This window comes from Caldicellulosiruptor changbaiensis (genome assembly GCF_003999255.1).
GTDB lineage: Bacteria > Bacillota > Thermoanaerobacteria > Caldicellulosiruptorales > Caldicellulosiruptoraceae > Caldicellulosiruptor > Caldicellulosiruptor changbaiensis.
In genome coordinates this window covers 1,248,557-1,275,277 of the sequence record NZ_CP034791.1, presented here as the reverse complement: position 1 = coordinate 1,275,277, position 26,721 = coordinate 1,248,557, and the positions used below count along the sequence as shown (strand labels likewise).

The 26,721-nt window shown below is 34.7% G+C and carries 29 protein-coding genes and 1 other RNA gene; 1 reads left to right on the top strand and 29 read right to left on the bottom strand.

The window, feature by feature from the left end; genetic code table 11:
• Window positions 1-2: 2 nt before the first annotated feature.
• From purF to nth, 22 genes are all read right to left on the bottom strand, one after another.
• Window positions 3-1,427, bottom strand: coding sequence for an amidophosphoribosyltransferase (gene purF / locus ELD05_RS06180; protein ID WP_127351745.1), 1,425 nt, complete (start codon window positions 1,425-1,427; stop codon window positions 3-5).
• On the bottom strand, window positions 1,409-3,601 hold the full coding sequence (purL, locus tag ELD05_RS06175) for a phosphoribosylformylglycinamidine synthase subunit PurL (RefSeq protein WP_127351744.1): 2,193 nt from the start codon (window positions 3,599-3,601) through the stop codon (window positions 1,409-1,411). Before purL ends, purF begins: the two co-directional genes overlap by 19 nt.
• A gap of 6 nt (window positions 3,602-3,607) precedes the next feature.
• Window positions 3,608-4,303 (bottom strand): phosphoribosylformylglycinamidine synthase subunit PurQ, encoded by a 696-nt coding sequence (purQ, locus tag ELD05_RS06170; protein ID WP_039764342.1) that lies wholly within the window; start codon window positions 4,301-4,303, stop codon window positions 3,608-3,610.
• Window positions 4,304-4,306: 3 nt separating this feature from the next.
• Window positions 4,307-4,555, bottom strand: coding sequence for a phosphoribosylformylglycinamidine synthase subunit PurS (gene purS / locus ELD05_RS06165; protein WP_039764344.1), 249 nt, complete (start codon window positions 4,553-4,555; stop codon window positions 4,307-4,309).
• Between the two features lie 38 nt (window positions 4,556-4,593).
• Window positions 4,594-5,304, bottom strand: coding sequence for a phosphoribosylaminoimidazolesuccinocarboxamide synthase (purC, locus tag ELD05_RS06160; protein WP_127351743.1), 711 nt, complete (start codon window positions 5,302-5,304; stop codon window positions 4,594-4,596).
• A gap of 125 nt (window positions 5,305-5,429) precedes the next feature.
• Window positions 5,430-6,818, bottom strand: coding sequence for an NCS2 family permease (locus ELD05_RS06155; protein ID WP_127351742.1), 1,389 nt, complete (start codon window positions 6,816-6,818; stop codon window positions 5,430-5,432).
• Between the two features lie 223 nt (window positions 6,819-7,041).
• Entirely contained in the window at window positions 7,042-8,265 is a 1,224-nt protein-coding gene (locus ELD05_RS06150; protein ID WP_011917521.1) for a S1C family serine protease, read from the bottom strand.
• A 94-nt stretch (window positions 8,266-8,359) separates the two neighbouring features.
• Complete coding sequence (locus ELD05_RS06145) at window positions 8,360-9,763, bottom strand: sensor histidine kinase (RefSeq protein ID WP_127351741.1); 1,404 nt, start codon at window positions 9,761-9,763, stop codon at window positions 8,360-8,362.
• A 25-nt stretch (window positions 9,764-9,788) separates the two neighbouring features.
• Window positions 9,789-10,460: a response regulator transcription factor gene (locus ELD05_RS06140; protein WP_127351740.1), complete on the bottom strand. Its 672-nt coding sequence runs from the start codon at window positions 10,458-10,460 to the stop codon at window positions 9,789-9,791.
• Between the two features lie 16 nt (window positions 10,461-10,476).
• A complete protein-coding gene (locus tag ELD05_RS06135; RefSeq protein WP_127351739.1) occupies window positions 10,477-11,454 on the bottom strand; it encodes an AIR synthase family protein in 978 nt (325 codons plus the stop codon).
• 25 nt (window positions 11,455-11,479) lie between these two features.
• The gene (locus ELD05_RS06130; RefSeq protein ID WP_127351738.1) at window positions 11,480-11,839 is read right to left on the bottom strand and encodes a phage holin family protein; all 360 of its coding nucleotides are present in this window, start codon (window positions 11,837-11,839) and stop codon (window positions 11,480-11,482) included.
• 46 nt (window positions 11,840-11,885) lie between these two features.
• Window positions 11,886-12,431 carry a CDP-diacylglycerol--glycerol-3-phosphate 3-phosphatidyltransferase gene (gene pgsA, locus ELD05_RS06125; RefSeq protein WP_241243685.1) on the bottom strand — a complete coding sequence of 182 codons (546 nt, stop codon included), beginning with the start codon at window positions 12,429-12,431 and terminating at the stop codon, window positions 11,886-11,888.
• An 83-nt stretch (window positions 12,432-12,514) separates the two neighbouring features.
• Window positions 12,515-13,159 (bottom strand): single-stranded DNA-binding protein, encoded by a 645-nt coding sequence (locus tag ELD05_RS06120; protein WP_127351736.1) that lies wholly within the window; start codon window positions 13,157-13,159, stop codon window positions 12,515-12,517.
• 70 nt (window positions 13,160-13,229) lie between these two features.
• A complete protein-coding gene (locus ELD05_RS06115) occupies window positions 13,230-13,817 on the bottom strand; it encodes a hypothetical protein (protein ID WP_127351735.1) in 588 nt (195 codons plus the stop codon).
• 57 nt (window positions 13,818-13,874) lie between these two features.
• Window positions 13,875-14,651 (bottom strand): polysaccharide deacetylase family protein, encoded by a 777-nt coding sequence (locus ELD05_RS06110; RefSeq protein ID WP_127351734.1) that lies wholly within the window; start codon window positions 14,649-14,651, stop codon window positions 13,875-13,877.
• Window positions 14,652-14,733: 82 nt separating this feature from the next.
• Window positions 14,734-15,177, bottom strand: coding sequence for a DivIVA domain-containing protein (locus ELD05_RS06105; protein ID WP_127351733.1), 444 nt, complete (start codon window positions 15,175-15,177; stop codon window positions 14,734-14,736).
• A 78-nt stretch (window positions 15,178-15,255) separates the two neighbouring features.
• Window positions 15,256-15,948, bottom strand: a complete 693-nt coding sequence (locus ELD05_RS06100; RefSeq protein ID WP_241243684.1) for a tRNA threonylcarbamoyladenosine dehydratase — start codon at window positions 15,946-15,948, stop codon at window positions 15,256-15,258.
• 128 nt (window positions 15,949-16,076) lie between these two features.
• Window positions 16,077-16,285, bottom strand: a non-coding RNA gene (ssrS, locus tag ELD05_RS06095) — 6S RNA.
• A gap of 34 nt (window positions 16,286-16,319) precedes the next feature.
• Window positions 16,320-17,315, bottom strand: coding sequence for an acyl-CoA dehydratase activase (locus tag ELD05_RS06090; RefSeq protein ID WP_127351731.1), 996 nt, complete (start codon window positions 17,313-17,315; stop codon window positions 16,320-16,322).
• Window positions 17,284-18,378, bottom strand: a complete 1,095-nt coding sequence (locus ELD05_RS06085; protein WP_127351730.1) for an acyl-CoA dehydratase activase-related protein — start codon at window positions 18,376-18,378, stop codon at window positions 17,284-17,286. The genes ELD05_RS06090 and ELD05_RS06085 overlap by 32 nt, the downstream gene beginning before the upstream one ends.
• Window positions 18,350-19,282 carry an acyl-CoA dehydratase activase-related protein gene (locus ELD05_RS06080; RefSeq protein WP_127351729.1) on the bottom strand — a complete coding sequence of 311 codons (933 nt, stop codon included), beginning with the start codon at window positions 19,280-19,282 and terminating at the stop codon, window positions 18,350-18,352. The genes ELD05_RS06085 and ELD05_RS06080 overlap by 29 nt, the downstream gene beginning before the upstream one ends.
• Before the next feature lie 173 nt (window positions 19,283-19,455).
• Complete coding sequence (nth, locus tag ELD05_RS06075) at window positions 19,456-20,112, bottom strand: endonuclease III (RefSeq protein WP_127351728.1); 657 nt, start codon at window positions 20,110-20,112, stop codon at window positions 19,456-19,458.
• A gap of 65 nt (window positions 20,113-20,177) precedes the next feature.
• Here nth and ELD05_RS06070 point away from each other — a divergent pair, with 65 nt between their 5' ends.
• Complete coding sequence (locus ELD05_RS06070) at window positions 20,178-20,666, top strand: GNAT family N-acetyltransferase (protein ID WP_127351727.1); 489 nt, start codon at window positions 20,178-20,180, stop codon at window positions 20,664-20,666.
• Here the strand turns inward: ELD05_RS06070 and murJ are convergent.
• From murJ to hisB, 7 genes are all read right to left on the bottom strand, one after another.
• Entirely contained in the window at window positions 20,644-22,215 is a 1,572-nt protein-coding gene (murJ, locus tag ELD05_RS06065) for a murein biosynthesis integral membrane protein MurJ (protein WP_127351726.1), read from the bottom strand. The genes ELD05_RS06070 and murJ overlap by 23 nt on opposite strands.
• A 20-nt stretch (window positions 22,216-22,235) precedes the next feature.
• Window positions 22,236-23,315 carry a mannose-1-phosphate guanylyltransferase gene (locus ELD05_RS06060; RefSeq protein WP_127351725.1) on the bottom strand — a complete coding sequence of 360 codons (1,080 nt, stop codon included), beginning with the start codon at window positions 23,313-23,315 and terminating at the stop codon, window positions 22,236-22,238.
• Between the two features lie 106 nt (window positions 23,316-23,421).
• Window positions 23,422-24,039: a bifunctional phosphoribosyl-AMP cyclohydrolase/phosphoribosyl-ATP diphosphatase HisIE gene (gene hisIE, locus ELD05_RS06055; protein WP_127351724.1), complete on the bottom strand. Its 618-nt coding sequence runs from the start codon at window positions 24,037-24,039 to the stop codon at window positions 23,422-23,424.
• 1 nt (window position 24,040) lies between these two features.
• Window positions 24,041-24,793: an imidazole glycerol phosphate synthase subunit HisF gene (gene hisF, locus ELD05_RS06050; RefSeq protein WP_127351723.1), complete on the bottom strand. Its 753-nt coding sequence runs from the start codon at window positions 24,791-24,793 to the stop codon at window positions 24,041-24,043.
• Between the two features lie 24 nt (window positions 24,794-24,817).
• Entirely contained in the window at window positions 24,818-25,531 is a 714-nt protein-coding gene (gene hisA / locus ELD05_RS06045) for a 1-(5-phosphoribosyl)-5-[(5-phosphoribosylamino)methylideneamino]imidazole-4-carboxamide isomerase (protein WP_127351722.1), read from the bottom strand.
• Complete coding sequence (gene hisH, locus ELD05_RS06040; RefSeq protein ID WP_127351721.1) at window positions 25,528-26,133, bottom strand: imidazole glycerol phosphate synthase subunit HisH; 606 nt, start codon at window positions 26,131-26,133, stop codon at window positions 25,528-25,530. The genes hisA and hisH overlap by 4 nt, the downstream gene beginning before the upstream one ends.
• A gap of 2 nt (window positions 26,134-26,135) precedes the next feature.
• Window positions 26,136-26,720, bottom strand: coding sequence for an imidazoleglycerol-phosphate dehydratase HisB (gene hisB, locus ELD05_RS06035; RefSeq protein ID WP_127351720.1), 585 nt, complete (start codon window positions 26,718-26,720; stop codon window positions 26,136-26,138).
• Between the last annotated feature and the right edge of the window lies 1 nt (window position 26,721).

The window sequence follows — 26,721 nt, the reverse complement described above, 5'->3', positions numbered from 1 at the left end:
TTTCAAACACCCTCTTCGAAGATATATTTATTAAAATTCTCTGGTAATTCGGTAACATACTTACCACTAAAACAAGCTGTACAAAAGTTTTGCAGCTTATTGTCAAATACGCTATTTAGGCCTTCTAAACTGAGATATTCGAGCGAATCAGCACCTAAAATCTTGGCAATTTCCTGAGGAGTGTAGTTTGCTGCAATTAGCTCATTCCTATCTGGTGTATCAATCCCATAGTAACATGGAAAGAGGACAGGCGGTGAGCTTATCCTAAGGTGTACCTCACGCGCACCTGCGTCTCTTAACATTTTTATTATCTTCCTTGAGGTTGTGCCCCTAACTATTGAGTCATCAATGAGTACAACTCTCTTTCCAGTCACATTGCTCTTTAGTGGATTTAGTTTTAGCCTGACAGCTATCTCTCTTTGGCTTTGTTCAGGTTTTATAAACGTCCTTCCAATGTACCTATTTTTTATAAAACCTTCTGAGAAAGGTATTTTAGCTTCTTCTGCAAATCCAATAGCAGCGGTTGTACCTGAGTCTGGAACTCCTATTACAATATCACACTCAACATAAGATTCTTTACAAAGTTGTTTCCCAAGTTTCTTCCTGATTTCATAAACACTAATACCGTCAAGATACGAATCAGCTCTTGCAAAGTAGATAAATTCAAATACGCACAAGTGTTTGAAACTTTGCCTATACTTTATACTCTTAATTCCATCCTTAGTTACACTAACTATTTCACCTGGCTCTACATCTCTTATATACTCAGCGCCTACTGTATCTAAAGCACATGTCTCTGACGCAAAACAAATATTGTTGTTTATTTTGCCCATAACAAGCGGCCGCAGCCCATATGGGTCTCTTACCGCAATCAGTTTGTTTGGCGTCAATATCAAAAGTGAATACGCGCCTTTTATCTCATCCATTGTTTTGAGTATGGCCTCTTCTATATTCTCCGAGTTTATTCTGTTTCGTGAAATCAAATTGGCAATTACCTCAGAATCAATAGTAGTTTGGAAAATAACACCTTCTTGTTCAAGTTTCTCTCTGATAATATGTGCGTTTACTAAATTTCCATTGTGAGCAAGTGCCATATGGCCTTTTCTGTATTTTACAACAAGTGGTTGAGCATTTTCTCTATCACTTTTTCCTGTTGTTGAGTATCGAACATGACCGATTGCTGAGTGCCCTTTGAGGTGGTTTAAAACCACCTCATTAAATACTTCATTAACAAGTCCATTGTCTTTGTGATAAATGATATTCCCTGAATCATTTACAGCAATACCGCTACTCTCTTGACCTCTATGCTGAAGAGCATAGAGTCCAAAATAGGTAATTTTGGCACTATCTTGCTTTTTATCAGTACGGTATATTCCAAATATACCACAGTGGTCTTTAAAGGACTCTTCTATTTCTTTAAAACACATGGTATTGCCTCCTGATATATCCTCTCAACTTCATTCAAATCTAATTTTAGTTTTTTGTCATTTATTTGCCCAAGTATTTCAAACTTCTCTGTTACTTCACCAACTATTTCTAATTCAATACCGTTTAAAATTTCCCTTATCCTTGGAAGATTCTCTTCTTTAAATGTCACTAAGAATCGCCCTGGTGTCTCGCTAAATAGGTAAAAGTCTTCCCTCAAAGAAGTATTTACTTTAATCCCTGCACCTTTTTTACCTTTTAAAGCACTTTCTAAAAGAGCAATTACAAATCCACCATCTGAGATATCATGAACAGATTTAAATAAACCTTGATTGATACATTCTAAGACCTTGTCACATGTTTCTCTGTGTTTTTTTAAATCAAGCTTTGGTACTCTTCCAGAAACAATTCCATGGTAAAAACTTAAATACTCTGACGCACCTATATCATCTAAAGTCTTGCCTATTATCGCAATGACATCTCCCTCTTCCTTGAAGGATATGTCTACAGCCTTCTCAACATCTTCAATAACTCCTACCATTCCAATTACTGGTGTTGGATAAATCGCACCTTCTTCAGATTGGTTGTAAAAAGACACATTTCCACCTGTAACTGGTGTCCCAAAATATTCACATGCAACTTTTAAACCTTCAATTGTCTTTACAAATTGGTAGTAAATTTCTGGATAGAGTGGATTACCAAAATTTAGTCCATCTGTAATAGCAAGGGGTTTTGCGCCTACCGCTACTATATTCCTATAGCTTTCTGCCAACACAAGCTGAACTCCTTCATAAGGATTTAAATAACAATATCGGCCATTACTGTCAATTGTAACAGCAATACCTTTCTTGGTACCTTTGATTCTCAGCAAGCTTGCATCATGACCTGGCCTTATGACTGTATCAGTTCTTACCATGTAATCGTACTGCCTATAAATATATTCCTTGCTTGCAAGGTTTGGATTGGAAATCATCTTCAATATGGCCTCATTTAAATCTTGAGGCTGAGGAAGGGAATAAATGTCAAACCGTTGGGATATTTTTACAATCTCTGGTTCTTTTGTCTCTCTTACATAAGCTGGTGCATGTGCAAGTGCTTTTGCAGGAACCTCTGCAACAACATTTCCATTGTCAAGGATTCTTAACATCCCGTCACCTGTTACTCTTCCTATCTTGACAGCATGAAGTCCCCATTTTTCAAATATCTTATAAACTTCTTCTTCCTTTTCTTTTTTTACAATAACAAGCATTCTCTCTTGCGACTCAGAAAGCATAACCTCAATTGGGTTCATACCCTCTTCTCTTTTTGGAACAAGTGCTACATCTATTTCAATTCCCGTTCCTGCTCTTGCAGCTGTCTCGCATGTAGATGAGGTCAACCCAGCTGCACCCATATCTTGAATTCCAACAACAGCATCTGTTTGGAAAAGCTCTAAGCATGCCTCAAGCAGTAGCTTTTCCATAAACGGGTCGCCAACTTGCACAGCAGACCTTTTTTCTTCTGACTCCTGTGTAAGGTCAGCTGATGCAAATGTAGCACCGCCCATACCATCTCTTCCTGTTGTATGCCCAACGTAAAAGACAGAATTTCCAACACCCTGTGCAACACCTTTAAAGATTTTGTCCTTTTTCATAATACCAACGCACATAACATTTACAAGGATGTTGTTTTTATAGATGGGGTCAAAAGTTGTCTCTCCACCAACAGTTGGAATACCTACACAATTACCATAACCTGCAATTCCTGAAACAACTCCTTCAAATAAGTACTTAGTTCTACTATCTTCAAGTTTACCAAACTTTAGTGAGTCCAAAAGCGCAATTGGCCTTGCACCCATTGTGAATATATCACGAATTATACCCCCAACACCAGTGGCTGCTCCTTCATATGGCTCAACAGCTGACGGATGATTGTGGCTTTCAACCTTAAAACACACTGCATATCCATCACCAATGTCAACAATACCCGCATTTTCTCCTGGTCCTTGTAAAATATGCTCCCCTTTTGTGGGAAGATGTTTTAAAAGCGCCTTTGAATTTTTGTATCCGCAGTGTTCAGACCACATAACACCAAAAAGATTAAGTTCTAATTCATTTGGTTCTCTTCCTAAAATATCTATAATCATTTTGTATTCTTCATATGTCAACCCAACCTCTTCATATAGGTGTTTTTTCAAAATATCTCACCTCGACCTCAGATAATTGATGATGCTCAAAAATACTCTTTTCCCATCCTCACAACCCAAAAGCTTTTCACTACTTCTCTCTGGATGGGGCATGAGTCCAAATACATTCTTTTCCTTGTTGCATATCCCTGCAATGTTCAAAATGGAACCATTTGGGTTTGTGTCTTCATTTACATTGCCATTTTTGTCACAGTACTGTAGGACTATTTGTTCATTCTCTATCATTTCTTGTAAAGTAGCTTCATCTACCACATAATTCCCTTCACCGTGAGCAATTGGCAGGTTTATTACTTCATTTTCTTTATAAAGGTTAGTAAATGGAGTTTTGTTGTTAACAACTTTAACATACTGGTCGGAACATATAAATTTTAAGTTTTTGTTCCTAATCAGAGCACCTGGCAGAAGATGACTTTCTGTCAAAATCTGAAACCCATTGCAAATCCCTATAACAAGACCTCCATTTTGAGCAAATTCTTCTATTCTCGGCATCACTTTTGAAAACCGTGCTATTGCCCCTGCTCTTAAATAATCTCCATAGGAAAAACCACCGGGCAGAATTATGCAGTCAAAATCTAATTTTTCATTATAATCATGCCATATATATTCAACATGTTCATTTATTACATCTTTGATAACATGATAGCAGTCACTGTCACAATTTGAGCCTGGGAAGACTACAACACCAAACTTCATCGTCTACTCCTCCGAAATATTAAACTTATACTCTTCCATCACAGGATTACACAAAAGCTTTTCGCACATGAGTTTTACCTCTTCTTTTGCCTTTTCAATGTCATTTTCATTTAAGTATACAACTATATACTTGCCCATCCTAACCTTTTCAACATTCTCAAATCCCAAACTCTTTAAAGAGTTCAAAACAGCAATGCCTGGGGGATCTGAAATAGATTTCTTTAAATATACAAAAATCTCTGCTTTAAGCACCTTTTTATTGCATCTCCTTTCTTTAAAAAACTTGTATTTTACAACCCAAGTCTTTTCAAAACCTCTTTGTAAGCCTCTTCAACATTTCCAAGGTCTCTTCTGAATCTATCCTTGTCTAATTTCTCTTTTGTGTTCATATCCCAAAATCTACATGTATCTGGTGAGATTTCATCGGCTAATATTATACTGCCTTTGTATCTTCCAAATTCCAGCTTAAAATCAATCAAATCAATATTTACCTTTTTCAAATACTCCCTCAGAATCTGATTGATTTTAAATGAATATTCTACAATTTTGTTAATTTCCTCTTCTGTTGCAAGCTCTAAAGCCAAGATGTGATACTCATTTATTTGAGGGTCATGAAGTGCATCATTTTTATAGCAAAACTCTAAAACTGGCCTTTTTAGGGCTGTTCCTTCTTCAAGCCCAAGCCTTTTGCAAAGTGAACCTGCTGCAATGTTTCTCACAATGACCTCTACAGGAATTATCTCCACTTTCTTTACAGCTGTCCTTCTTTCGTCTATCTGCTCAATAAAATGTGTAGGAATCCCTTTAGATTCTAAAAGTTTGAAAAGATGGTTTGAAATTTTGTTGTTTACTATACCTTTTTCATTAATTATACCTCTTTTTGTACCATCAAAAGCAGTTGCATCATCCTTATATTCAATTATAACAATGTCATCAACGTCTGTCTCATAAATCTTTTTTGCCTTTCCCTCATATAACAATCCTTTTATTTGATAACTCATAATTATAAAACCTCCTAAAGTTCTGTTGGCAGATATTAGACTCTGATTATTGATATTTCAAAATGTATAATTATTCAAAATTTTAAGTTTTAAAAGGGGAGCATCATCTTTGCTCCCCTTTTTTTCTAATGGGCGATGACCATAAATCTTAAGATGAACAGAATAGCAAGCACATAAGTAATTGGGTGAACCTCTTTTGCTTTCCCTCTTAAAAGTTTAACCAAAACGTAGAATATAATACCAGCTGAAATACCATTTGCAATGCTGTAGGTAAATGGCATTATCACTATTGTCAGAAATGCTGGTAGAGCTTCTTCAAAGTCGTTAAAATCAATCTTCTTTATTGAGCTTATCATCATAACACCAACAGCAATAAGAGCTGGAGCTGTAGCCTGGGATGGAACAAGCCCGATAAATGGAGCAATAATCAGTGCAAGGATAAACAGAAGTCCTGTCACAAGAGAAGTAAGACCAGTTCTTCCACCTTCTTCTATACCTGCAGCACTTTCGATATAGGTTGTTACAGTAGAGGTACCAAATATAGCTCCAACAATTGTTGCTATCGCATCTGACATAAGTGCTCTGTCCATATTAGGAATATCACCTTTTTCGTCAAGCATACCTGCTTTGTCAGCAAGTCCAACAAAGGTACCAATACTATCAAACATGTCAATGAGTGTAAATGTCAAAATTATTGCAAACAAGCTCAAAAGTACAGCTCCAATTCCTCCACCTTGGTTATGCGCAGAAAACAGTCCTGCAAAATCAAAGTTGAAAGCAGAAACCTTGAATGCTTCTAAACTAAATTTAAACTTTGAAAGGTCAACAATCTTCAGTGGAAAGCTGATTATTGTGGTAATTATAATCCCAATTATTATTGCACCTTTTACTCTTCTTGCAATCAAAATTCCAATTATCAAAAGTCCAATTACAGCAACAAGTGCACCACGTGAAGCTATTATACTCTTGTTTATATCAGGATTATTTGTAAAAGAATTGAATGCTGCAGTAAAATCACCAAACTTTGGCAGTTTCGAACCCGGGTCAATAACCACTATTCCACTGTTGATAAACCCTATAAAAGCAATAAACAGTCCTATACCTGCAGTCATTGCATGTTTTAAGGACTGTGGAATTGACTTTACTATTGCTTGTCGCAAACCTACAGCAGTTATTAGAACAAATATTATACCTGATATAAACACTGCAGCAAGAGCTTGTTGAGGAGTGTATTTCATCTGGAGGCACACTGTATATGTGAAAAATGCATTAAGCCCCATTCCCGGTGCCAAAGCAAATGGAAGATTTGCATAGAGTGCCATTATAAGTGTACCGACAGCAGCCCCAATACATGTTGCAAAAAACACTGCCTGCTTGTCAAGACCGGTTGTACTGAGGATTGTGGGGTTGACAAATATTATGTAAGCCATTGTTATAAACGTTGTAAAACCTGCTATCACTTCTGTTTTTACATCAGTTTTTCTCTCTTTCAGCTTAAATAAGTTTTCTAACACAAATCATACCACCTTTCTTCGAACATTTTTATAATTGTAAATCCGAATGTTTGGACATTACAAATACATATTATCAAAGCAGTTACCGTAGTGTCAATAATTAATTGTGAACAAATTTAAAAAAGTTATTTATAATATTCGGAATGATTATTTACAAAAAAAGAGACCATCATCTTTCCTCTGGTGATGGCCTCTTTTTTGGCAATTTATTATACACTTATTGTTAATCGTTTGTATTTATTGGTGCACCAAGTGTTACTTTAAAATCTTTAGTTTGTCCATCACGCAATACCCTTATAGTAATCACATCTCCAATCTTATGAGTAGAAAGTATTGATTGAATATCTGAAAATGTGGTTACCTTTTTACCATCTATCTGGAGAATCAAATCTCCCTCTTTCAGTCCTGCCTTTGCTGCGCCTGTGCCTGAATATACTTTTGAGATATATAAACCTACTATATTCCCAGCTCTGTCGTAGTACTCCATAACAGATATACCTATTGTTGGCCTTAAAACCTTTTTGTATTTAATCAAGTCATTTACAATTGGCTTTACATAGTTGATTGGTATAGCAAACCCCATTCCTTCAACGCCTGTTTGAGATATCTTAGCAGTGTTTATACCTATTACCTGTCCACTGCTATTTACAAGTGCTCCACCACTGTTTCCGGGGTTTATTGCCGCATCTGTTTGTATCAAGGGTATCTGTACACCATTTCCCACGTCAAGTTTTCTATTGACAGCACTTACAACACCAAATGTAACAGTACCAGCAAACTCCTGACCTAACGGATTCCCTATTGCAACAACAAACTCACCCACCTTAACCTTTGAAGAGTCTCCAAGTGGTGCAACAGATGTTACATATTTTTGATCAATCTTTATAACTGCAATGTCACTGAGTGCATCTGTTCCAACAATTGTTGCTGGAACTTCCTTTTCACCCGATAGAATTACTGAAATGCTGCGTGCACCCGATACAACATGGTTATTTGTAACAATATAACCGTCCTTGCTAATAATAACACCTGAGCCCTCACCAATTGTAACTTCTTGCGTCTCATCAGTCCACCAGTTGTAGGCTGTGCTTTTGTTCTTGATTCCAACAACTGCCGGACCAACTTTTTTTGCAACATCTGTGACAAATGAATCGTTACCAGAATTCAAAACAACTGTCCTTGTGACAGGTTCTAAATTATTTGAACTCTCCAAGTTAAGACCGCTTATAGCTGAGTTTACATCGTTTTTGAAGTTAGCAAAGTTAACACCAAAATATCCCATAAATATTATTGAAACCAATAGTGCGCCAATCAAACCGCCAATGAAGCCTGCAAATAAGTACCCTTTTAAAGATTTCTTTTTCTTTATAGTTCTTGGAATCTCAAAGTTAATAGGACTGTAAGAAGGTTGATAATTTGGTGTTTCGAAATCAAATTTATCAGACATCTTATCCTCACCTCTTATACTTTATTTTTTCACTTATAATTTTACCTCTTGTTTTTGAAAAAATTTTTAACGAACTGTTAACAAATAATAAAAATTATTTTAAATCAAGCGTAAATGTAAACTTTGTACCCACACCCTCTTCACTTTCAACCCAGATATTCTGCTTATGGAGCTTTATAATCTCCTTTACTATAGAAAGTCCCAAACCTACGCCCTTTTCAAGGCTGCGCGACTCATCAACCTTGTAAAATCTTTCCCATATGAGTTTTTGAAGCTTTTCAGGTATGCCAATGCCCGTGTCTTGAATTGTGATATATGCTTTGCCATTTTCAACTTCGGAATATATATATATCTTACCCCCGACTTTATTGTATTTTATCGCATTGTCCAAAAGGTTGTGAACTACCCTGCTAATCAAATCCCTATCTGCCTTAACCACAAGATTTTCATCTACTTCCAAAAATACTTCTATCTTTTTCTCTTCAATTCGCTGTTCAAACTTAATCAGTTCTTCTGCTATAACAGAATAAATCTTAAATGTGCTCAAATTTAAATTTATCTTCCCCCACTCAAGTCTTGACAATTCTAAAAGTTGATTTATTAAGTTGTTAAGTTTTATAACCTCTTCTTTCACTAAGTTTAAATAAAAATCTCTTTTGTCATCAGGAATTGTCCTGTCAAGTATACCTTCAATAAAACCTCTTATAGATGTAAGCGGAGATCTGAGCTCATGAGAAACATTTGATATAAAACTTTTCCTCATCATCTCTAAGTTTTCTAACTTTTCTGTCATGTAATTAAAAGAAGCTATAAGCTCCCCAATCTCATCATTGCTGTTTAGCGGTATAGGAATCTTTTCTGAAAAATCTCCTTCTGCAATTTTTCTTGAAACAGTTGCAAGCTTTTTTATTGGGGTGATAATTTTCTGTGTAAGCGCATAGGTTATAATCAACACAAGAATTACCTCAAACAATGTAATAAGCCATATTATTCTATTGTACATCCTAAGTGTTTGCCGAATATCGTCTGTTGATGTGATAAGCAAAAGTCCAGAAACCACTTGATTATTTATTACAACAGGATACCCAATTATAAGATATTCTTTCTTTACGATAGCTCCTATCAATGTCTTCTCAACAGCGATATTACCACTGAATACCTTATCTCTAATCCTTTGAAGAATTGAATCATTTATAAAAACTTGTTCATCTGAATTTAGTACAACATTTGCATTTCTGTTTATCATTAATATTGAGGCATTTAAATAGTCACGTAAAAAATTTATCTCAAATCTAAGCCTATCCCTTTCTAAAAAGCCTGTGATATACCAAAGAGCAAGACCTGTTGCAATCTTTTCAGCTTCACGGACAAGCTGAGTCTGTTTTTGTGATATAAAATAATTTTCAGTAAGATTGTTAAGTATTGTCCCAAATATTAGAAAACCCATGACAATTATAATCGTGTAGATAGTAACAAACTTAAAGTATATAGATTTCAATTTAATTCACACCCTTAAGGCAAATTTAAATCTCAAATTTATAACCCACACCCCAAACAGTTTTGATACGCCAAGGGTATTTATCTTTTTCTATTTTTTCCCTAATCCTTTTAATATGGACATCAACAGTTCTGGTATCGCCCATAAAATTATAACCCCATATGTGGTCAAGAAGCTGTTCACGTGTAAATACCTTATTAGGATGAGATGCTAAAAAATATAAAAGCTCTATCTCTTTTGGCGGCATCTCTATAATCTTGTCCTCAAGCTTTACCTCGTATGTAGTTAAATTGATGGTAAGGTTAGGATAAACAACCACCTTCTCATCATTTACTTCACCTTGAGTTCGTCTTAAAACAGCCTTTATTCTCGCAATGAGCTCTTTTGGGTCAAATGGCTTGACAATATAATCATCTGCTCCAAGCTCTAAACCCAACACTTTATCAAATGTTTCACCTTTTGCAGTGAGCATTATAATTGGAATATTACTGATTTTTCTGATTTCTCTGCATACTTCATACCCATCTTTCTTAGGGAGCATAATATCCAGTATGACTAAATCCGGCATCTCGTGTTTGAACATGGTCATACCGTCGCTGCCATTGTGGGCAATTACAACTTCAAAACCTTCTTTTTCTAAATACAGTTTAATAACCTCACAAATCTTTACATCATCATCAATGACTAATATCTTCATTTCATTCCTACCCCTTCTACACCACTTTATAGATTTCATCAATTGGTAGTTCATCTATAAGTATAATCTCACCGCTTGAACTTATAAACTCTATCTTTGGTTCTTCAATAATCTCTCCAACAACGCAGCAATCAATCCCTTTTTCTTTGAGCTCATAGATAAGCTCATTTTCTTTATCAGTAGTAATCAACATACTTCCACTTGAGATAAGCTTATACGGATTTAAATTATAAAAAGAAGAAACCTTCTTAACACTGCTACTCAACACAATTTTTTCCTCATAGATTCTCGCGCCTTTTCTTGCAGCGTTGCAAACCTCATAAATTGCTCCAAAAAGACCACCTTCGGTGATGTCGTGCATAGAACTTGCATATTTTCTTGCAACCAAGCCTTCTTCAATTACACTTAATTTGTTGATATAATTCTCTATTTCTGAAACTTCCTCTGGAGTTAGAAATGTTTTTAGCTTTTCTTTTTTTTCATTATAAAGTATAAATGTGCCTTCTATTCCCAATGTCTTTGTGATGATAATCTTATCACCCACTTTTGCTTTACTGGTAGAGATGAGCATGTCCCTTTGTACCTTACCAAAACCTGTTGACACAATTAAAGGCTTTGTAACAACGGGCGATACTTCACTGTGACCACCTAAAAGTTGTATATTAAACCTTTTGCAAGCCTCTTTTATATCCTGCAAAATTTGAATAAACTCTTCTTGGCTACTTTCTGGTGGCATAAGGACGGTACATAGCACTCCTATTGGCTCAGCACCTGCTGCAGCCAAATCATTACAAACCACAACAACTGAAAGATATCCAATCATACTGCCTGCTGCTGTTATTGGATCCATTGTGATAACAGCAATATCACTTTTAATATCAACTGCTGCTGAGTCTTCTCCAATAGCTGGTGCAAGAAGAATATCACTTCTTTCCGGTTTTTGGTCAAACACATGCTCCTTTAATATTTCAATAGGAATTTTTCCTATTTTCAAACAAAAGACCCCCTTTTGGTCAAAATTAAAATACTCTGTCAGGCAAAAATATATCAAACATTCCAACTACGAAAGAGGTTATTAAATTTGCAACAAAAGGTACCTTTATTCCAGGGACTGACATATTGGCAAAATATAAGATAGCAAAAGTTACCAAAAAAGCAATAATCCCTCTTCCTATTGGTGTTCTGTACAATGTAGTAATCCTCTCAATTATATATGTTACCACAGATATCGCAGCAATTAAAGCTATTCCAACCATCCAGTTGCTAAAAACAAAATTTGGATAGATTATTTGCATTAAGAGCATCATAAAAGAAGCAACAACAAACCTCACTATGATACCAAGCCAGCTTGCATATCTTCTCTCTCTTTTTTCACTCATAACAAAAGCACCTCCCTATTTGTAGCTTTTCACGTTTGTTAATTTCTTATTCATTGGAGGTGCTCTTGAGCTTTTTATATTCACTTAGATATTTCACTGTGTATACTATAAGCGCAAATATTGCAAATACCACTGCTATCATCAAAATGTAGAGTGATATTTTCATATTCAAGAGAAGAGATATTATAGCAATGTAAAGCAAAACAGTAGCAATCTTTCCATATATGTTAGCTGAAACAACAATCTTTATTCTTCCATATAAAATGACTGAGCCTACAATCATAAAGAGTTCTTTAAACAGTATAATGTAAAAAACAATAGAAGGAACATAACCCTTGTAGGCCAAGCACCATAAAACGGTAAGTATCATAAGCTTATCAGCCAGTGGGTCAAACAGCTTTCCAAATTCTGTTACCATATTATAACGACGAGCAATAAACCCGTCTAAGACGTCAGTAAGACCTGAGAGCAAAAATACTCCTATTGCTATCAAATAGTTGTATTTAACGCTTGAGAAAAAGACTAAAACAAAAAGAGGAATTAAAAAGAATCTTAAAATAGTAAGCACATTGGGAAGGTTCAATAAATACACCTCTTTATTCTCTTTTGTCACTTTTTAAGATTTTATCACATTTTTATGAGAATATCCATATCAAAAAGGCCTTTTTGAAATGCTTAGCTTTTTTGCTGCTCATTTTCTACCTTTTCGAGCTTGAATATAGAGACTTCATAGGCAGTTCTTGTCTCAACTTCGCCAGTTTCTAATCTTTTCTGATAATCTCTACTCTGGACTCTTCCCCATACTTTTATATTATCACCTATTTGGAAGGTACTTGCATATTTTGCATTTCTACCCCACGCAATACAGGGAATATAATCTGATTTGCCATAAAGCCTGTTTACAGCCAGTAATATGTCAGTTATCTCTCTGCCCAATGGAGTTGTTCTATATTGAGGTTTTTTACATACATACCCATTTAGGAATATCTCATTTATATTTCTGGTTGGGTCAATGGTCTCTACATTTTTTATATCTCTTGCAAAAATAGTGAGAATAAGCCTATTACCAACATTTGAAGGATTATTATAAGATCTAAACTGGCCAATTACTTCTATAAGGCTTCCTTCATCAAGGTTCACGTTAATCAAAAGTCTCTCTGAAATTGTAACAAGCAATACATCCTTTTGCTGAGAAAGCCTTGGTACTTCAAGCTTAAATGTGAAAAATTTCTCACCAAAACTCTCATGGCTAAAATTAAGTGGAGTTGCTACCTTGCCACATAAGTAAACTCTATTATTATCTAAAGGATTTTGAGGCATAATTAATCTCATCCCTTCGTATTTTTTTAGCTTATTTTTATCCTATTCAAAAAGTTGCGTTTTTAGACTTTCAAATTAATTGAAACAAAACCTTCAATGTAGTAATAAGAGGATACACATACAAAAGTTCATAGTCTATTAAGGTATATACGCAATGTTCTGTTATTTCTTTCTCAATAACAAAATTTCCTTCAATATCTTCAACAGCTCTTTGAAAAAATAGATTAAAAGTTACTTTATTGTCGTGTCCATATTCTAAATGGGTAATGTTTACAGTGTTTTGTGGCGAAAAACCTATATCTATAATCTTTGAACTGATACCATTGAGATTTCTATTAGCTGTGTCATCTGAAAAAAGCAAAACCACTTGTTGTTTATTTAACACACTTGACAGCCCATCTAAAAGCTCATTTTGTAAGACAATTATTATATCACAAATCTTTGCAGTCTGCTCTGGACAATCTGAGTACAAAATGATATAATCAAAAAGCAATTTGAGTTGTGATACTAATAATACAAGGTTTTCTTTTTTATTACGGTTCTTTGCCAAATCTATCTCTAATATTTTTTTACCCTTTTTTTTGATAACATCAACAAAGTTATTTTTAAATAACTCTTTTAATTGCACACTGTTTGACAGTACATACACTCTTGTCATAACATTTCCTCGTCTAAAATGAAGTGTATATATTAGTGTGACCCGTGCGGTTTTAATTTATTTAACTGTATTTTCTAACTTTCTTTGTATACCTTGGTGATCAATATAATAGTTATTTTTGTATATTAATTCAGAAACTGTTACAAACTGGTATCCTCTTTTTGAAAGCTCACCTAATATCTTTGGAAGTGCATACTTTGTGTTCTTTGCGTTATTGTGAAATAAAATTATTGATCCACTCTTTACTCTCCTTAATACTCTTTGTGCTATATCATCTTCAGGCAAGTCTTTCCAATCAAGTGAATCAACATCCCATTGGATTACATAATAGCCTAAGGAAGTGAGGGTTTCGATTAGAGTATTGTTATAATCGCCATAGGGAGCTCTAAATACAACTGGTCTTTTGCCAATTAGCTTTGAAATCTTTTCTTCACAACTTTTTATGTCTTCTACAATAGCTGTTTCTGATAGTTTAGACATGTGTAAATGTTTGTCAGAGTGACTTCCAATCTCATGTCCCTCTTTGCAAATCTCAAGTACATCGTTCGGATATCTCTCCACCCAAAAACCTACCAAGAAAAACGTAGCTTTTGCTTTATACTGTTTTAAAATCTTGAGAAGATCTTTTGTATCATCATTACCCCAAGCAGCATCAAATGTAATTGCAATTTTATTATCATTTCTTGCAACACAATAGATGGGAAGAAGTTTTTTCTGGTTTATAACTTCTATTGCAACTTCTGAATAGATGTAAATACAACTTGCAAGAAACACTATAAGGATAAAATAAAATGACACTCTCACAATCCTTGAGATATTAATGACCTTTATCATCCTTCACTTTAAAATAATTTTTCTACAGTAAGTTTATGAAAGATAGGAAAACAATATGCAAAAAAGGAGAGCTCAAAATATCTCAATCTGAACTCTCCTCTTCTTCGCCTTTATTTCCTGTTTCATTTTCAAACTTGCTTATCACAGACTGAAGCTCGCTCTTTATCCTTTTTATTTCTTCTTTTAAACCTTGCAATGTCTTTTCATGCTCTTCAATCTCCTCAAGCAACGCTTTCTTTTTATTTTCTCCTTCTTCTATAGCCTTTGAAACAATACTCTCTGCCTTTTCCTGGGCAATAATCAGTAGCTCTGCAATTTTAATCTTTTGTTCACTTAATTTTGAAAACTCCTCTTCAAGCTTGCTAAGCTTCTTTTTCAATTCCTCATTTTCTCTTTGAAGTTCTACAATTGTCTCTTGTTTTTCTTTTATTTCCTTTTCGTATGTTTTCTCAAGGTTATTGAGATATTCAATTACAGAGCTTGGCTTGAATCCTCTAAACGCTCTTGCAAATTTGTAGGTACTCATTTTCTTATGTATCCTCCATTTTACAATCCTTTTTTGATATTTTAACACAAAAAACAGCTCTTTGTACAACAAATTTGGTTACCACCCAAGTAGATCTTTCACAACCTCATAAGCCATTAAAAATCCGGCAACAGGTGGAACAAATGAAATACTGCCTGGCACATGAGCCTTTTGCGTTTTTTCCTTTAAAAACTTGTAATCAGGCTTGAGAGGTTTTTCTTCGGAGTAGACCACTTTTAGTTTTTTTATTCCTTCCTTTCTCAGTATACTTCTTATCTTTTTAGCAAGTGGACAGTTTTTTGTAGAGTAGATATCAGAAATTCTCAGTAAAGATGGATTTAACCTATTCCCCATGCCCATACTACTGATAATTTTTATCTCTCTTGAAATTGCAAATTTAATTAATGCAATCTTTGCAGAGACATCATCAATTGCATCAACTATGTAATCTATCTTTGTATTGCCAAGTAACTCTTCAACATTTTCTGGATTAATTTCTTTCGGAACCTTCACCACATTTACAAAAGGATTTATATCTAAAGCTCTTTCATATGCAATATCAACCTTTGATTTACCTATATTTGATATAGTAGCTATTAATTGTCTATTTAAATTTGAAACTGAAACCTTATCCTTGTCGAGTATCACAAAATTTTGTATTCCGCATCTTACAAGTGCTTCAAAAGCAAAGCTTCCAACTCCACCAAGACCACATACAGCAATGTTTACGTTTGACAATTTCTTAAGTCCATCCTCCCCTATTAGCATCATTGTCCTTTGAAATATATCCACTGTATCCACTTCAACTCTCCTTTCAAATTCAAAAATGAGAATTAAGATAAAAATAAAAGACCCATTTAAATTCATGGGCCTTTGTACACTTTCTTTTCATTTTGTTCAGGAACTCCACCATGCCGTCCTCAGGGAGTTTCCCAGACCCTGCCTCAGCAGGTGGGTATCCTGCCAATAGCTTTGCATTACTTCCTGTTTGTCACCCAAACAAAATCTTGGGTGGGAAGCCTATGCGCCACTATTGGACTCCGGATTCCCTTTTATGATGGTGTTGGCCTGGAACTTCACCATCTTGTAACGCACACGGCAGAGTTCCTTTTTGGGCTACTTTCTTTTCTAATTTAAATATATCACAGATTCTTCGACTTTTCAACATGGTGATTTTTGCTACTTGAGTATCTCTGACACCTGTCACCCCACGTAGCAACTAAGTTATTATTGTTGTAAAATTCTACTACTTCACAGTTATTAGAACACTCTTTGCATTCAAATCCCCTTGTTTCAAACTTGCTGTTGTTGATACAATCAAACCCTTTAAAGTTACTTATAAGCCCCTTTGTCTTCTCTTTTGCTAAAAGGGCTATACCTATTGCTCCCATGACATTAAAATACTGAGGAACAACAATCTCTTTTTGCAAAACCTGTTCAAACGCCTTTTTCATTGCGATGTTTGCAGCAACTCCACCTTGAAATATAATAGGCTCTTCAATTGTCTTACCTTTTGCAACGTTTGAGATATAATTTCTTGCAAGCGCTAAACAAAGTCCAAAAAGGATATCTTCGGAAAGATGTCCAAGCTGTTGTTTGTGAATCATGTCAGATTCTGCAAACACAGCACACCTTCCCGCAATCCTCACAGGATTTTTAGATTTTATTGCTATCTCTCCAAGCCTTTCTATAGGAATGTTTAGCCTCTCTGCTTGCCTGTCCAAAAATGAACCTGTCCCTGCAGCACAGATAGTGTTCATTGCAAAGTCAACTACAATTTCGTTTTTTATCAAAATTATCTTTGAGTCCTGTCCACCTATCTCAATTACTGTTCTCACATTTGGAATAAAATGAATTGCTGCCTTTGCATGTGCTGTAATCTCATTTTTTACAGTATCTGCTCCAACCATTATTGCAGCAAGATTACGACCAGATCCTGTTGCCCCAACTCCTGAGATTTTTAACCTCTCCTCATACTTCTGATAAAGCTGTGCAAGCACTTTTTGCAAAACTTCAATTGGTCTGCCCTCTGTTCTTACATATATACTTTCTACAATGTTGTTATTCTCGTCAAGCAATACCACGTTTGTACTAACAGAGCCTATATCAATTCCAAGAAAGCAGTTTAGCTTGTCCACTTTTTTCACTCCTTGACTCGATTAAATCTAAAAAGGCCTCTAAACGCGTTTTTAGCCCCACATCACTTTCCATTTCATCTACAACAATGTGCAATAGAGGCACTCTAAGTTCATTTCTGAGATCGGCCAATACAGACTTTGCTACTATCTCTGGCATACATGTGAGAGGAAAGACATGAACAATACCGGCAAAATACTTACTTTCAAACCATTTCGCGTAGGCAATTGTCTCTCTTGCATGACCACCAATCAGATTCTCCATTATGTCTTTTGAATATCTTTTTACAACTAGGTCTTTTTTTCTTAGCAATGGATATATCAAATGATTGTCGATCCAGTATGAAATATATAAATTTCTCTCCACCTCATATCCCATGTCTCCTATTATCTTTTCAATATTGAGATTTGCAAAGTCATCTATAATAGTATATATCTCTCCTACAATTCCAATCTTTTTTACATTCTCATCTACTACATACACATTATCTAAAAGTACAGTAGTTGCTTCTGTTAACTTTTTCATCTGTTCAATACCTTTTGTTTTCAAAGCCTCAATTCTAAATCGATTATATATCCTATCAACATTTCCTTTTACCATTTCCCTAGGTCTTAGAAAATGCACTCTTTTTTCAATCCTGTCAATCATCTTTGCCAAACTATAGATTTTAGGCAAAATACCAATTAAGTTTTTCTTGGCAAAGACCTTCCCTGCTTCAGATAAAAAATTTTCAATTCCATAATGAAGTGGTTCAATTACAATCATCTGAACGTCAAATCCAGCGTCTTTTAAAATCTCCTTTTGAAGTGCACCATAGTATCCAAACCTGCACGGACCACATCCACCAAACATCACAATTGTATCAGCACCCATTTCAATTGCCTGAACAAAGTTTCCTATGTTGAGCTTAAATGGCATACATATAAATTCAGGTGAGTAGTTTTTCCCAATCTCCAAAGTCTTTCTGTTATTCGGTGGCGGGACAATGACTTCAAATCCAAGCTCTTCAAAAAGTGGTTTTGCAATCATATAGAGATTACCCATGTGTGGAAATGTAATCTTCATTCTCTCTCCTCCATCCAATCATGTCAATAAAAGCTTCTATTCTTGTCTGAATTCCGACGTTGGCAGAATGTTCATCTAAAGTAATACAAAGATAAGGCAAATTCAATATCTTGCAACTTCTCCTAATTACCTCTTCTAAAATGGAATCTATTCCACAGCCAAATGTCATAAGATATACAACACCGTCAAGTTTTAAATTTTTCTGAGCCCAATAAAAATATTCATAAATGTTTTGAGCAGTTGACCAAAAGAAAGGTTTTGGTAACTCAAGTGTAATGTCTTTGTCTGAAATGTGGTGGTATAAAGGATAGATTGGATTATAGCCACTATCCTTTATAATTTGCAGAATTCCTTTGTTGAGATTATTGTCAAAGATGACATAACTGTGCCCTAAGACTAAAATATTCTTTTTGTCTTTTACAATTGGCGGAAAATATTCTAAAAGTTCACTATTAGTAAAGCCTTCTACAATCTTTTTCAATCGTCTTTTATCATTTGTAAAATGTTTGCCCAGTTCTACTAAAAAATCATTTACATAAGACATCCCATTTCTTAAGTTTAGCTCTGGTGAGATTATCCTCATGTTAGCATAATGTGTTTTTACTAAGTCAGGAATTCCAATAATTTTCGGACATGAATATGTTCTATACCTCAATGAGGTCAGCCTTGGCAGTAAAATAGCATCAACTTTTTGGTATTTTGCTAAGTATTCAACGTGACCAATGAATGCCTTTGCGGGCATACAAATCTCTTCTATACTATTTTGTACTCCAAACTCTACCATCTCGTTTGTTGTAGGCCCAGAGAAGATTACTTCTGACTCATCAGATATTTTTGAGAGAAAATTAGCCAAAAATTTTTCCATTCCCATATAACAAAAGCTATTTGGAATTCCTATTTTCATGTTTCTCTTCTCCTTTTTAATCTTCTATTTCTAATCGACTATTTACATATTATCCCCATATTCACCTTAGAAAATACAAAAAAATAAGGGACTGCCCCAAAAGATAAACTGACAGCCCCTTACCTTCAATATTTAGAGGTTTATTCACTTTTTCTGCATTGTAGGTTATGGTTTCAAACATTTAGAATTATGTCATTAGACAACCTCTTGTAAAAGTCGCATACATTGTTTATAATGCATTCACTGCACTTGGGTTTTCTTGCTTTGCATGTAGCCCTTCCATGATAAACCATGAGATTGCTAAATATAGTGTACATGTCAAAAGGAACTATTTCTCTCAGTTCAAACTCTATCTTATCAGGGTCTTTGCTTTTCACAAAACCAATTCTGTTTGAAAGTCTCATACAATGTGTGTCAACTATTATGGAAGGTACTCCAAAGATGTTTGCCATTATGACATTTGCTGTTTTTCTTCCCACACCTTTCAGCTTTGTTAACGCTTCAATGCTATCTGGCAAAACGCCATTGTACTTTTCGATGAGAATCTTTGCTGTTTCTTTTATACTCTTTGCTTTGTTTTTATAAAACCCAACAGGTTTTATATCTCTTTCCAATTCTTCTAAATTAGCATTTGCAAAGTGTTCAAGCGTAGGATACTTTTTGAAAAGCTTAGGCGTTATCTTATTTACACGTTCATCAGTACTCTGGGCTGCTAAAATTGTTGCTATTAAAAGCTCATATGGTTTATCATAATCTAAGGTACACTTTGGTTCTGGATAAATCTCTAAAAGTTTTTTTATTACGTATATTGCCTTTTGTGTTTTTGTAATCTTTGTTCACTCCCTATTTGTTTTTTAGATATTTAAAAATGACCAAAAAAGGAGGAGGTTTAAAGATGATTATCAGGAAGGCTACAATCTCTGACATACCACAAATTTTATCAATTTATAACTACGAAGTTTTAAACTCATCCTCAACATTTGATACTCGGCCAAAATCTACCGAGGACTTTTTAAAATTCTTTGACCTACACAGTTTTAAATACCCAATTTATGTAGTTGAAGATAGTTCAAAATTAATAATTGGTTATGGTTGTCTATCACCTTTTTCTGATAAAGAGGGATATTCTATTACTGTAGAAGATTCTATATATATCCACCATCTTCACAGAGGAAAAGGTATTGGCAAAATGCTTTTAAAATTTTTGATTGAAAAGGGAAGAGAAAATGGATTTAAAAATATCATTGCCAAAATCTGTACTGAAAATCAACCAAGTCTTAACTTGCACAAATCCTTAGGATTTGTTGAGGTTGGGAAACTATATAATGTAGGTTATAAATTTGGCAGATATTTAGATGTTGTTATTTTGCAACTAAATCTCTGAATTTGCTTAACACAAGCTTTGAGTTTTCAAAGAGCCACTTGACTTCATTGACCTTTAAAAGATAAATCACAATTGAATATGAAATTACTCCACAAAATATCTGGATCGCTAAATTTATTGTTCGTGTTAAAAACAAATGAGGTGTTGTTATATACACAAATCTCTTTGCAAGAATAATAGCTATTAACATACACACTGATGCAAAAATTGCTTTTAAAAGGACAATTAACGAATTTTTTAAATCTATTTTCCCTATTCTCTTAATTAAGCTCTTTAAAAGTAAAAATACCGAGACATATGCCACAATACTTGTCCCAAGAGCTAAACCTCTGTGCTGTAAAAATTTAACAAGAATTACATTTAAAATAATGTTAACAGCAACAGCAAATATCCCGTTTTTCATAGGTGTCAACGTATCTTGGATTGAATAAAATGTCCTGCTAAGTATATCTCTTACTGCATACCCTAAATATCCTAAGGAGAAAAACATGAGTGCACCACTTGTAAGATATGTAGACTTTTTATTAAACGCTCCTCTTTCGTAGACAACTTGGACTATTTCATTGCTAAGAATAAAAACTCCGAATGTAATCGGAATCATTATCAAAATTAGAGAGTTAATTGAGAGTATCAAATACTTTTTAAACTCTTCTTGTTGGCTACTTGAAAAAAACCGTGAGAGATAAGGGTAAATAACTGCTGAAATTGAAGCACTAAAGATGCCATAAACTAAGCCGTTGAGTTTATCAGCATAGTTTAATGCTGAAATACTTCCTTCTTGCAAATATGAAGCTAAATACCTATCCACAAAAGAGTTTAATGACATCACAGATGAACCAATAAAAACTGGCAAGACAAGTTTAAACATTTTTTGTAGATATTCATCGTTTATATTAAAATTAAGTTCCCATTTAAAGCCTTTTTTCTTGGCAAATGGTATTTGAAATATCACCATTGAAAGATATCCTAAAACAAAGGCAATTGCAACAGCGTATATATCGAACAAATCTTTGAGGAAAGCAGAAAGAATGATTATTGCATTAAAAGGAAGTCCCACCAATACTGGAATAACAAAATTTTCATTTGATTGTAGAAAACCTTGGAATATATAATTAGCTCCTAAAAAGATTATATAAAAGAAAGTAATCCTCATAAGCTGTGAAGTAAGCTGCTTTTTTGGCAAATCAAAACCCTTAAATATTATGTCAACTATAAAAGGTGAAAAAATAAAGCCAATAATTGCAATAAAAAGAGCAGAAGCAACAATTAAAAAAAGGGCTTTATTTACAAACCTATTTGCTCTTTGTCTTCCTTCTTTTACTACTATTTCATTGTAAATTGGTATAAATGTTGTTGAAAACGAGGCCAATATACTTGCAAAAAAAACGCCCGGCAACAGCTGGGCAGCAATTAGTGAATCCAATTTATAGCTTGTTCCGTAAAACGCCCCTAATACAACCTCACGAAAAAATCCAAATAACTTTGACAATATTGTTGCCATTATCACCAAAAAGGTCGCTTTTGTAATCCTTTTTGTATTGTCAGACATACAAGACCGCCTTTCTTACTTTATATGAACTTGTCCAATTTCTTTTCTTTGAGCATCTCAACTATCTTCTTGACATCCTGAGCTCTGTTTTTTGCACAAACCAAAACAGCATCCTCTGTCTCTGCAATAATAACGTCTGAAACATTGATGGTAGCAATAAGTCTATTATTCCCGTAAATTATACAGTCGCGTGTATCTATACCAACATGCAACGCCTTGATAATGTTTCCGTCCTCATCTGGTGGGAAAATTGCACCTAAGGAGTCCCATGAACCCACATCATTCCAACCAAAATCCCCAGGTACAACAACAACCTCATCAGCTCTTTCCATTATACCATAGTCAATTGAGATATCCTGCAAACTTGGATATATCTCACTTACATATTTGAATTCCTCTTCTGACCATAGGTATTCATATATAGAGTAAAATTTATTGTATATCCTTGGCAAAAATCTGTTAAAATTCTGAATAATTGTGTCAAGCTTCCACACAAACATACCACTGTTCCACAGATAGTTACCACTTTTTATATAAGATTTTGCCTTGTCAAATGACGGTTTTTCCACAAATTCCAAAACCTCATATGCTTTTTTGTCATACTTGTCCTGCGAGTCTTTATCAAACTTGATATATCCATATCCCGTTGAAGGGAATGTTGGATTAATTCCAATTGTTATTAGTTTATCAGTCTTTTCTGCAATCTCAATACAGGTATTTAAAACCTCAGCAAATCCGTCATTGTCCTTTATATAGTGGTCAGAAGGGAATACACACATAATTCCATCTTCATGTAGCTTTTTAATTTTCAGTGCTGCATATAAAATACATGCAGCTGTATTTCTGCCTATTGGCTCATAGATGATATTGTCCCTATCAACCTCGCTATCTAAAACCTTTTCTATCATCTCTTTCTGGTTTATATTTGTCACAATAAATATATTTTTCTTTGGAATTATCTTAGATATTCTATCAATAGTCTCATTTATTAATATGTCATTTCCAGAGAGGTTTAAAAACTGCTTAGGTGATGAACTCCTTGATAAAGGCCAAAACCTTGTGCCACCACCACCTGCCATAACTACTGCAAATTTCTGCATTTTTAAACCCCTCCTTTAAGCAAAATAAAATAAGCTTTGACATTTATATTATACAATATTTTTCAGGTTTTAAAACAGAAAAGATCCAAAGCTTTAAAAAATTTAACTATTTCCTTCTCTGTTCTAAACTTTTGAATATATCACTCCAGTCCATATCAAAATATGAAAGTAGCACGCTCAAATGATAAATGAGGTCTGAGACTTCATATATAACTTCTTCCTTCGAGCCATTCTTAGCAGCTATTACTACCTCTGTGGCCTCTTCGCCAACTTTTTTGAGAATTTTGTCAAGGCCTTTTTCAAACAAGTAACAGGTGTATGAACCTTCAACCTTGTTTTTCTTTCTGTCATTTATTGTCTCAATCAGTTTAAAAAGAATATCAACCTTACTCTTCTTGTCTTCTCCAAAAATGTTTGTAAAAAAGCAAGTCTTACTTCCAGTATGACATGCCACACCTGTTTGCTCAACAATTGCTAATATAGCATCGCCATCACAATCAAGATACAACGCCTTTACTTTCTGAAAATTTCCAGATGTCTCGCCTTTTTTCCATATTTTATTTCTACTTCTGCTAAAATAGTGCATATATCCTGTCTCAATTGTAAGGTTTATACTCTCTTTATTCATGTAAGCCAACATCAAGATTTCGTTTGTATTGAAATCTTGGACAACTACAGGAATAAGTCCGTTCTTGTCAAATTTGAGTGCTGATAAATCCAACATCTTATGTTCTCACCTCAATATTATGATTTTTCAAAAACTGCTTCAGATCACTAATTAAAATCTCACCAAAATGAAAAACTGACGCAGCCAGTGCCGCCTCAGCACCTACTTTGAAAACTTCTAAAAAGTCCTGAGGTCTGCCAGCACCTCCTGAAGCAATAACAGGAATATTAACAGCTGAGCACACAGCTTCTGTTAACTCTAAATCATAGCCAGCTTTTGTTCCATCTCTGTCCATTGAAGTCAAAAGAATTTCACCAGCTCCTCTTCTTTCCACTTCTCTTGCCCATTTTATAGCATCAAGACCTGTATCAATCCTGCCCCCGTTTATGTACACATGAAAACCATCTTTGTGCCTCTTTGCATCTATTGCAACAACAATACACTGAGAACCGAAGATTTTTGCAGATTCATTTATCAAATCAGGATTTTTCACAGCTGCTGAGTTTATTGAAACTTTATCAGCACCTGCTAACAGTAAATTTCGGATATCTTCTATATTCCTTATACCACCCCCTACTGTAAAAGGAATGAATACTCTTTCTGCAACCTTTTTTACAACATCAATCATTATATTCCTTTCTTCATGTGAGGCTGTAATGTCCAAAAATACAAGCTCATCTGCACCAAGCTGGTTATATTTTTGGGCACATTCAACAGGGTCTCCTGCATCAACAAGGTTTATAAAATTTATGCCTTTCACAACTCTTCCTCTATTAACATCAAGACAGGGAATAATTCTCTTTGCAACCATTAGCCATCTTCTCCCTTTTTGCTTTTAAACTAAATTAATTATTTCATTTAGCTTAACGTGTCCTGTGTAAAGAGCTTTACCTATAATTACACCGTCAACTCCTATATCTTTCAATCTCAAAACATCATCCTTAGAGGAAATCCCACCTGAAGAGATTAAAAATCCCTCAAATAAACTTCGAATATATTTTGCAGCTTCAAAGTTGTGACCTTTTAACATTCCGTCAGTTTTTATGTCAGTATATATAAGTTTTTGAAAACCCAGCTTTTTAATATGCAAAATTCCTTCTTCTATTGAAATTCGAGTTGCTTCTTGCCAGCCAGAAAGCTTTACAAACCCATCTTCAAAGTCAAGTGACGCTATAAACTTTTCATTCCCAAACTTTTTTATAGCATCTTTTACAAACTCAGGATTTTTAAAGATAATAGAACCCAAAATGATATAGTCAATCCCCGCCAAAAGGTAATCATTTATTGTCTTTTTATCTCTTATACCTCCACCACATTCTATAGTCAAACTTGTACCTTCTTTTATTCTCTTTATCACTTCAAAATTAACTGGACTCCCTTTCTTTGCACCGTCTAAATCAACTACATGAAGATACCGCGCCCCCTCTTTTTCAAAGTACCTTGCCTGCTCAACAGGATCTGAATTGTATTCATGGATTTTATTGTAATCTCCTTGGGTAAGTCTCACACACTTACCGTCAATTATGTCTATTGCAGGTATTACAATCATATCAATCCCCCAAAATTTCTTAAGATTTCAAGCCCAACCTCACCACTTTTTTCTGGATGAAATTGTGTCGCAAAGATATTTCCTTTTTCAATAGAAGAGTCAAACTCTATTCCATGTTCACATGTAGATGAGACTATCTCTTTGTCCTTGTTGTCAACATAGTATGAGTGAACAAAGTAAACATACTGTCCATCTAACCCTTTTAAAAGTTTTGAGCTATTTTTTACCTTTATCTTATTCCACCCCATATGAGGAATCTTAATAGTGTCCTTTTTAGGAAACTTTTTTACTTTGCCTTCTAAAACCTTTAGTCCTTCACAATTTCCTTCTTCACTGAATTCATAAAGAAGTTGATACCCCAAGCATATCCCAAGGAAAATAGCGTCATTTAGCTTTCTTTTCAGAACATCAACCAAGTCAAGCTTTTCAAGGTTCTCATAAGCTACGTCAAACGCACCTACTCCAGGCAATACGATTGCTTCACACATTTCTACTTCATCTTTGTTTGAAGTGACAATAGGATTAAACCCCAAGTACTCAAAAGCCTTTTGTACACTTCTCAAGTTACCCATTCCATAGTCTACAATACAAATCCTTTTCAAATTCACAGCACTCCCTTTGAAGATGGTATTTTGTCATCAACAATTGTACAAGCATCTTTTAAAACTCTGCCAAACGCTTTGAAAATTGCCTCACAAACGTGATGATCGTTCTCACCTGATATTTTCTTTATGTGAAGAGTTACTTTGGCAGAAGAGACAAACGCTCTGAAAAATTCAACCACCATTTGGGATGTCATCTCACCAATTTTTGGTAATCTAAAATCTACATCAAAAGCTAAATAAGGCCTTCCAGAGATATCAATAGCAACCATAACAAGTGCTTCATCCATTGGCAAGATTATATGAGAGTACCTTTTTATGCCTCTCTTGTCCGAAACGGCTTTTAAAAATGCCTGCCCTAACACTATACCCACATCTTCAATTGTGTGATGGTCGTCAATATAAAGATCACCTTTTGCTTCAAGCTGAATGTTAAATTTGCCATGATGGGAAAATAGCTGTAGCATATGGTCAAAAAAACCTATCCCTGTTGAAATTTTATAATCTCCATCACCGTCAATGTTCAAAACTATCCTGATTTCTGTCTCTTTAGTTTTTCTTTGAACTTCACCAATGCGTGGGCTCATG

Coding starts and splice junctions, on each gene's coding strand:
- ELD05_RS06080 (WP_127351729.1), bottom strand. CDS start 19,282: ATGAAAATAGGAATTCCAAATAGCTTTTGTTATATGGGAATGGAAAAA.
- ELD05_RS06140 (WP_127351740.1), bottom strand. CDS start 10,460: ATGAAGATATTAGTCATTGATGATGATGTAAAGATTTGTGAGGTTATT.
- ELD05_RS06085 (WP_127351730.1), bottom strand. CDS start 18,378: ATGAAGATTACATTTCCACACATGGGTAATCTCTATATGATTGCAAAA.
- ELD05_RS06070 (WP_127351727.1), top strand. CDS start 20,178: ATGATTATCAGGAAGGCTACAATCTCTGACATACCACAAATTTTATCA.
- ELD05_RS06150 (WP_011917521.1), bottom strand. CDS start 8,265: ATGTCTGATAAATTTGATTTCGAAACACCAAATTATCAACCTTCTTAC.
- murJ (WP_127351726.1), bottom strand. CDS start 22,215: ATGTCTGACAATACAAAAAGGATTACAAAAGCGACCTTTTTGGTGATA.
- ELD05_RS06115 (WP_127351735.1), bottom strand. CDS start 13,817: ATGACAAGAGTGTATGTACTGTCAAACAGTGTGCAATTAAAAGAGTTA.
- purQ (WP_039764342.1), bottom strand. CDS start 4,303: ATGAAGTTTGGTGTTGTAGTCTTCCCAGGCTCAAATTGTGACAGTGAC.
- ELD05_RS06060 (WP_127351725.1), bottom strand. CDS start 23,315: ATGCAGAAATTTGCAGTAGTTATGGCAGGTGGTGGTGGCACAAGGTTT.
- ELD05_RS06110 (WP_127351734.1), bottom strand. CDS start 14,651: ATGATAAAGGTCATTAATATCTCAAGGATTGTGAGAGTGTCATTTTAT.
- hisB (WP_127351720.1), bottom strand. CDS start 26,720: ATGAGCCCACGCATTGGTGAAGTTCAAAGAAAAACTAAAGAGACAGAA.
- ELD05_RS06100 (WP_241243684.1), bottom strand. CDS start 15,948: ATGATGCTAATAGGGGAGGATGGACTTAAGAAATTGTCAAACGTAAAC.
- purF (WP_127351745.1), bottom strand. CDS start 1,427: ATGTGTTTTAAAGAAATAGAAGAGTCCTTTAAAGACCACTGTGGTATA.
- ELD05_RS06120 (WP_127351736.1), bottom strand. CDS start 13,159: ATGCCTCAAAATCCTTTAGATAATAATAGAGTTTACTTATGTGGCAAG.
- hisF (WP_127351723.1), bottom strand. CDS start 24,793: ATGGTTGCAAAGAGAATTATTCCCTGTCTTGATGTTAATAGAGGAAGA.
- ELD05_RS06130 (WP_127351738.1), bottom strand. CDS start 11,839: ATGAGTGAAAAAAGAGAGAGAAGATATGCAAGCTGGCTTGGTATCATA.
- ELD05_RS06105 (WP_127351733.1), bottom strand. CDS start 15,177: ATGAGTACCTACAAATTTGCAAGAGCGTTTAGAGGATTCAAGCCAAGC.
- hisA (WP_127351722.1), bottom strand. CDS start 25,531: ATGATTGTAATACCTGCAATAGACATAATTGACGGTAAGTGTGTGAGA.
- hisIE (WP_127351724.1), bottom strand. CDS start 24,039: ATGTTGGATTTATCAGCACTCAAATTTGACAAGAACGGACTTATTCCT.
- purC (WP_127351743.1), bottom strand. CDS start 5,304: ATGAGTTATCAAATAAAAGGATTGTTATATGAGGGAAAGGCAAAAAAG.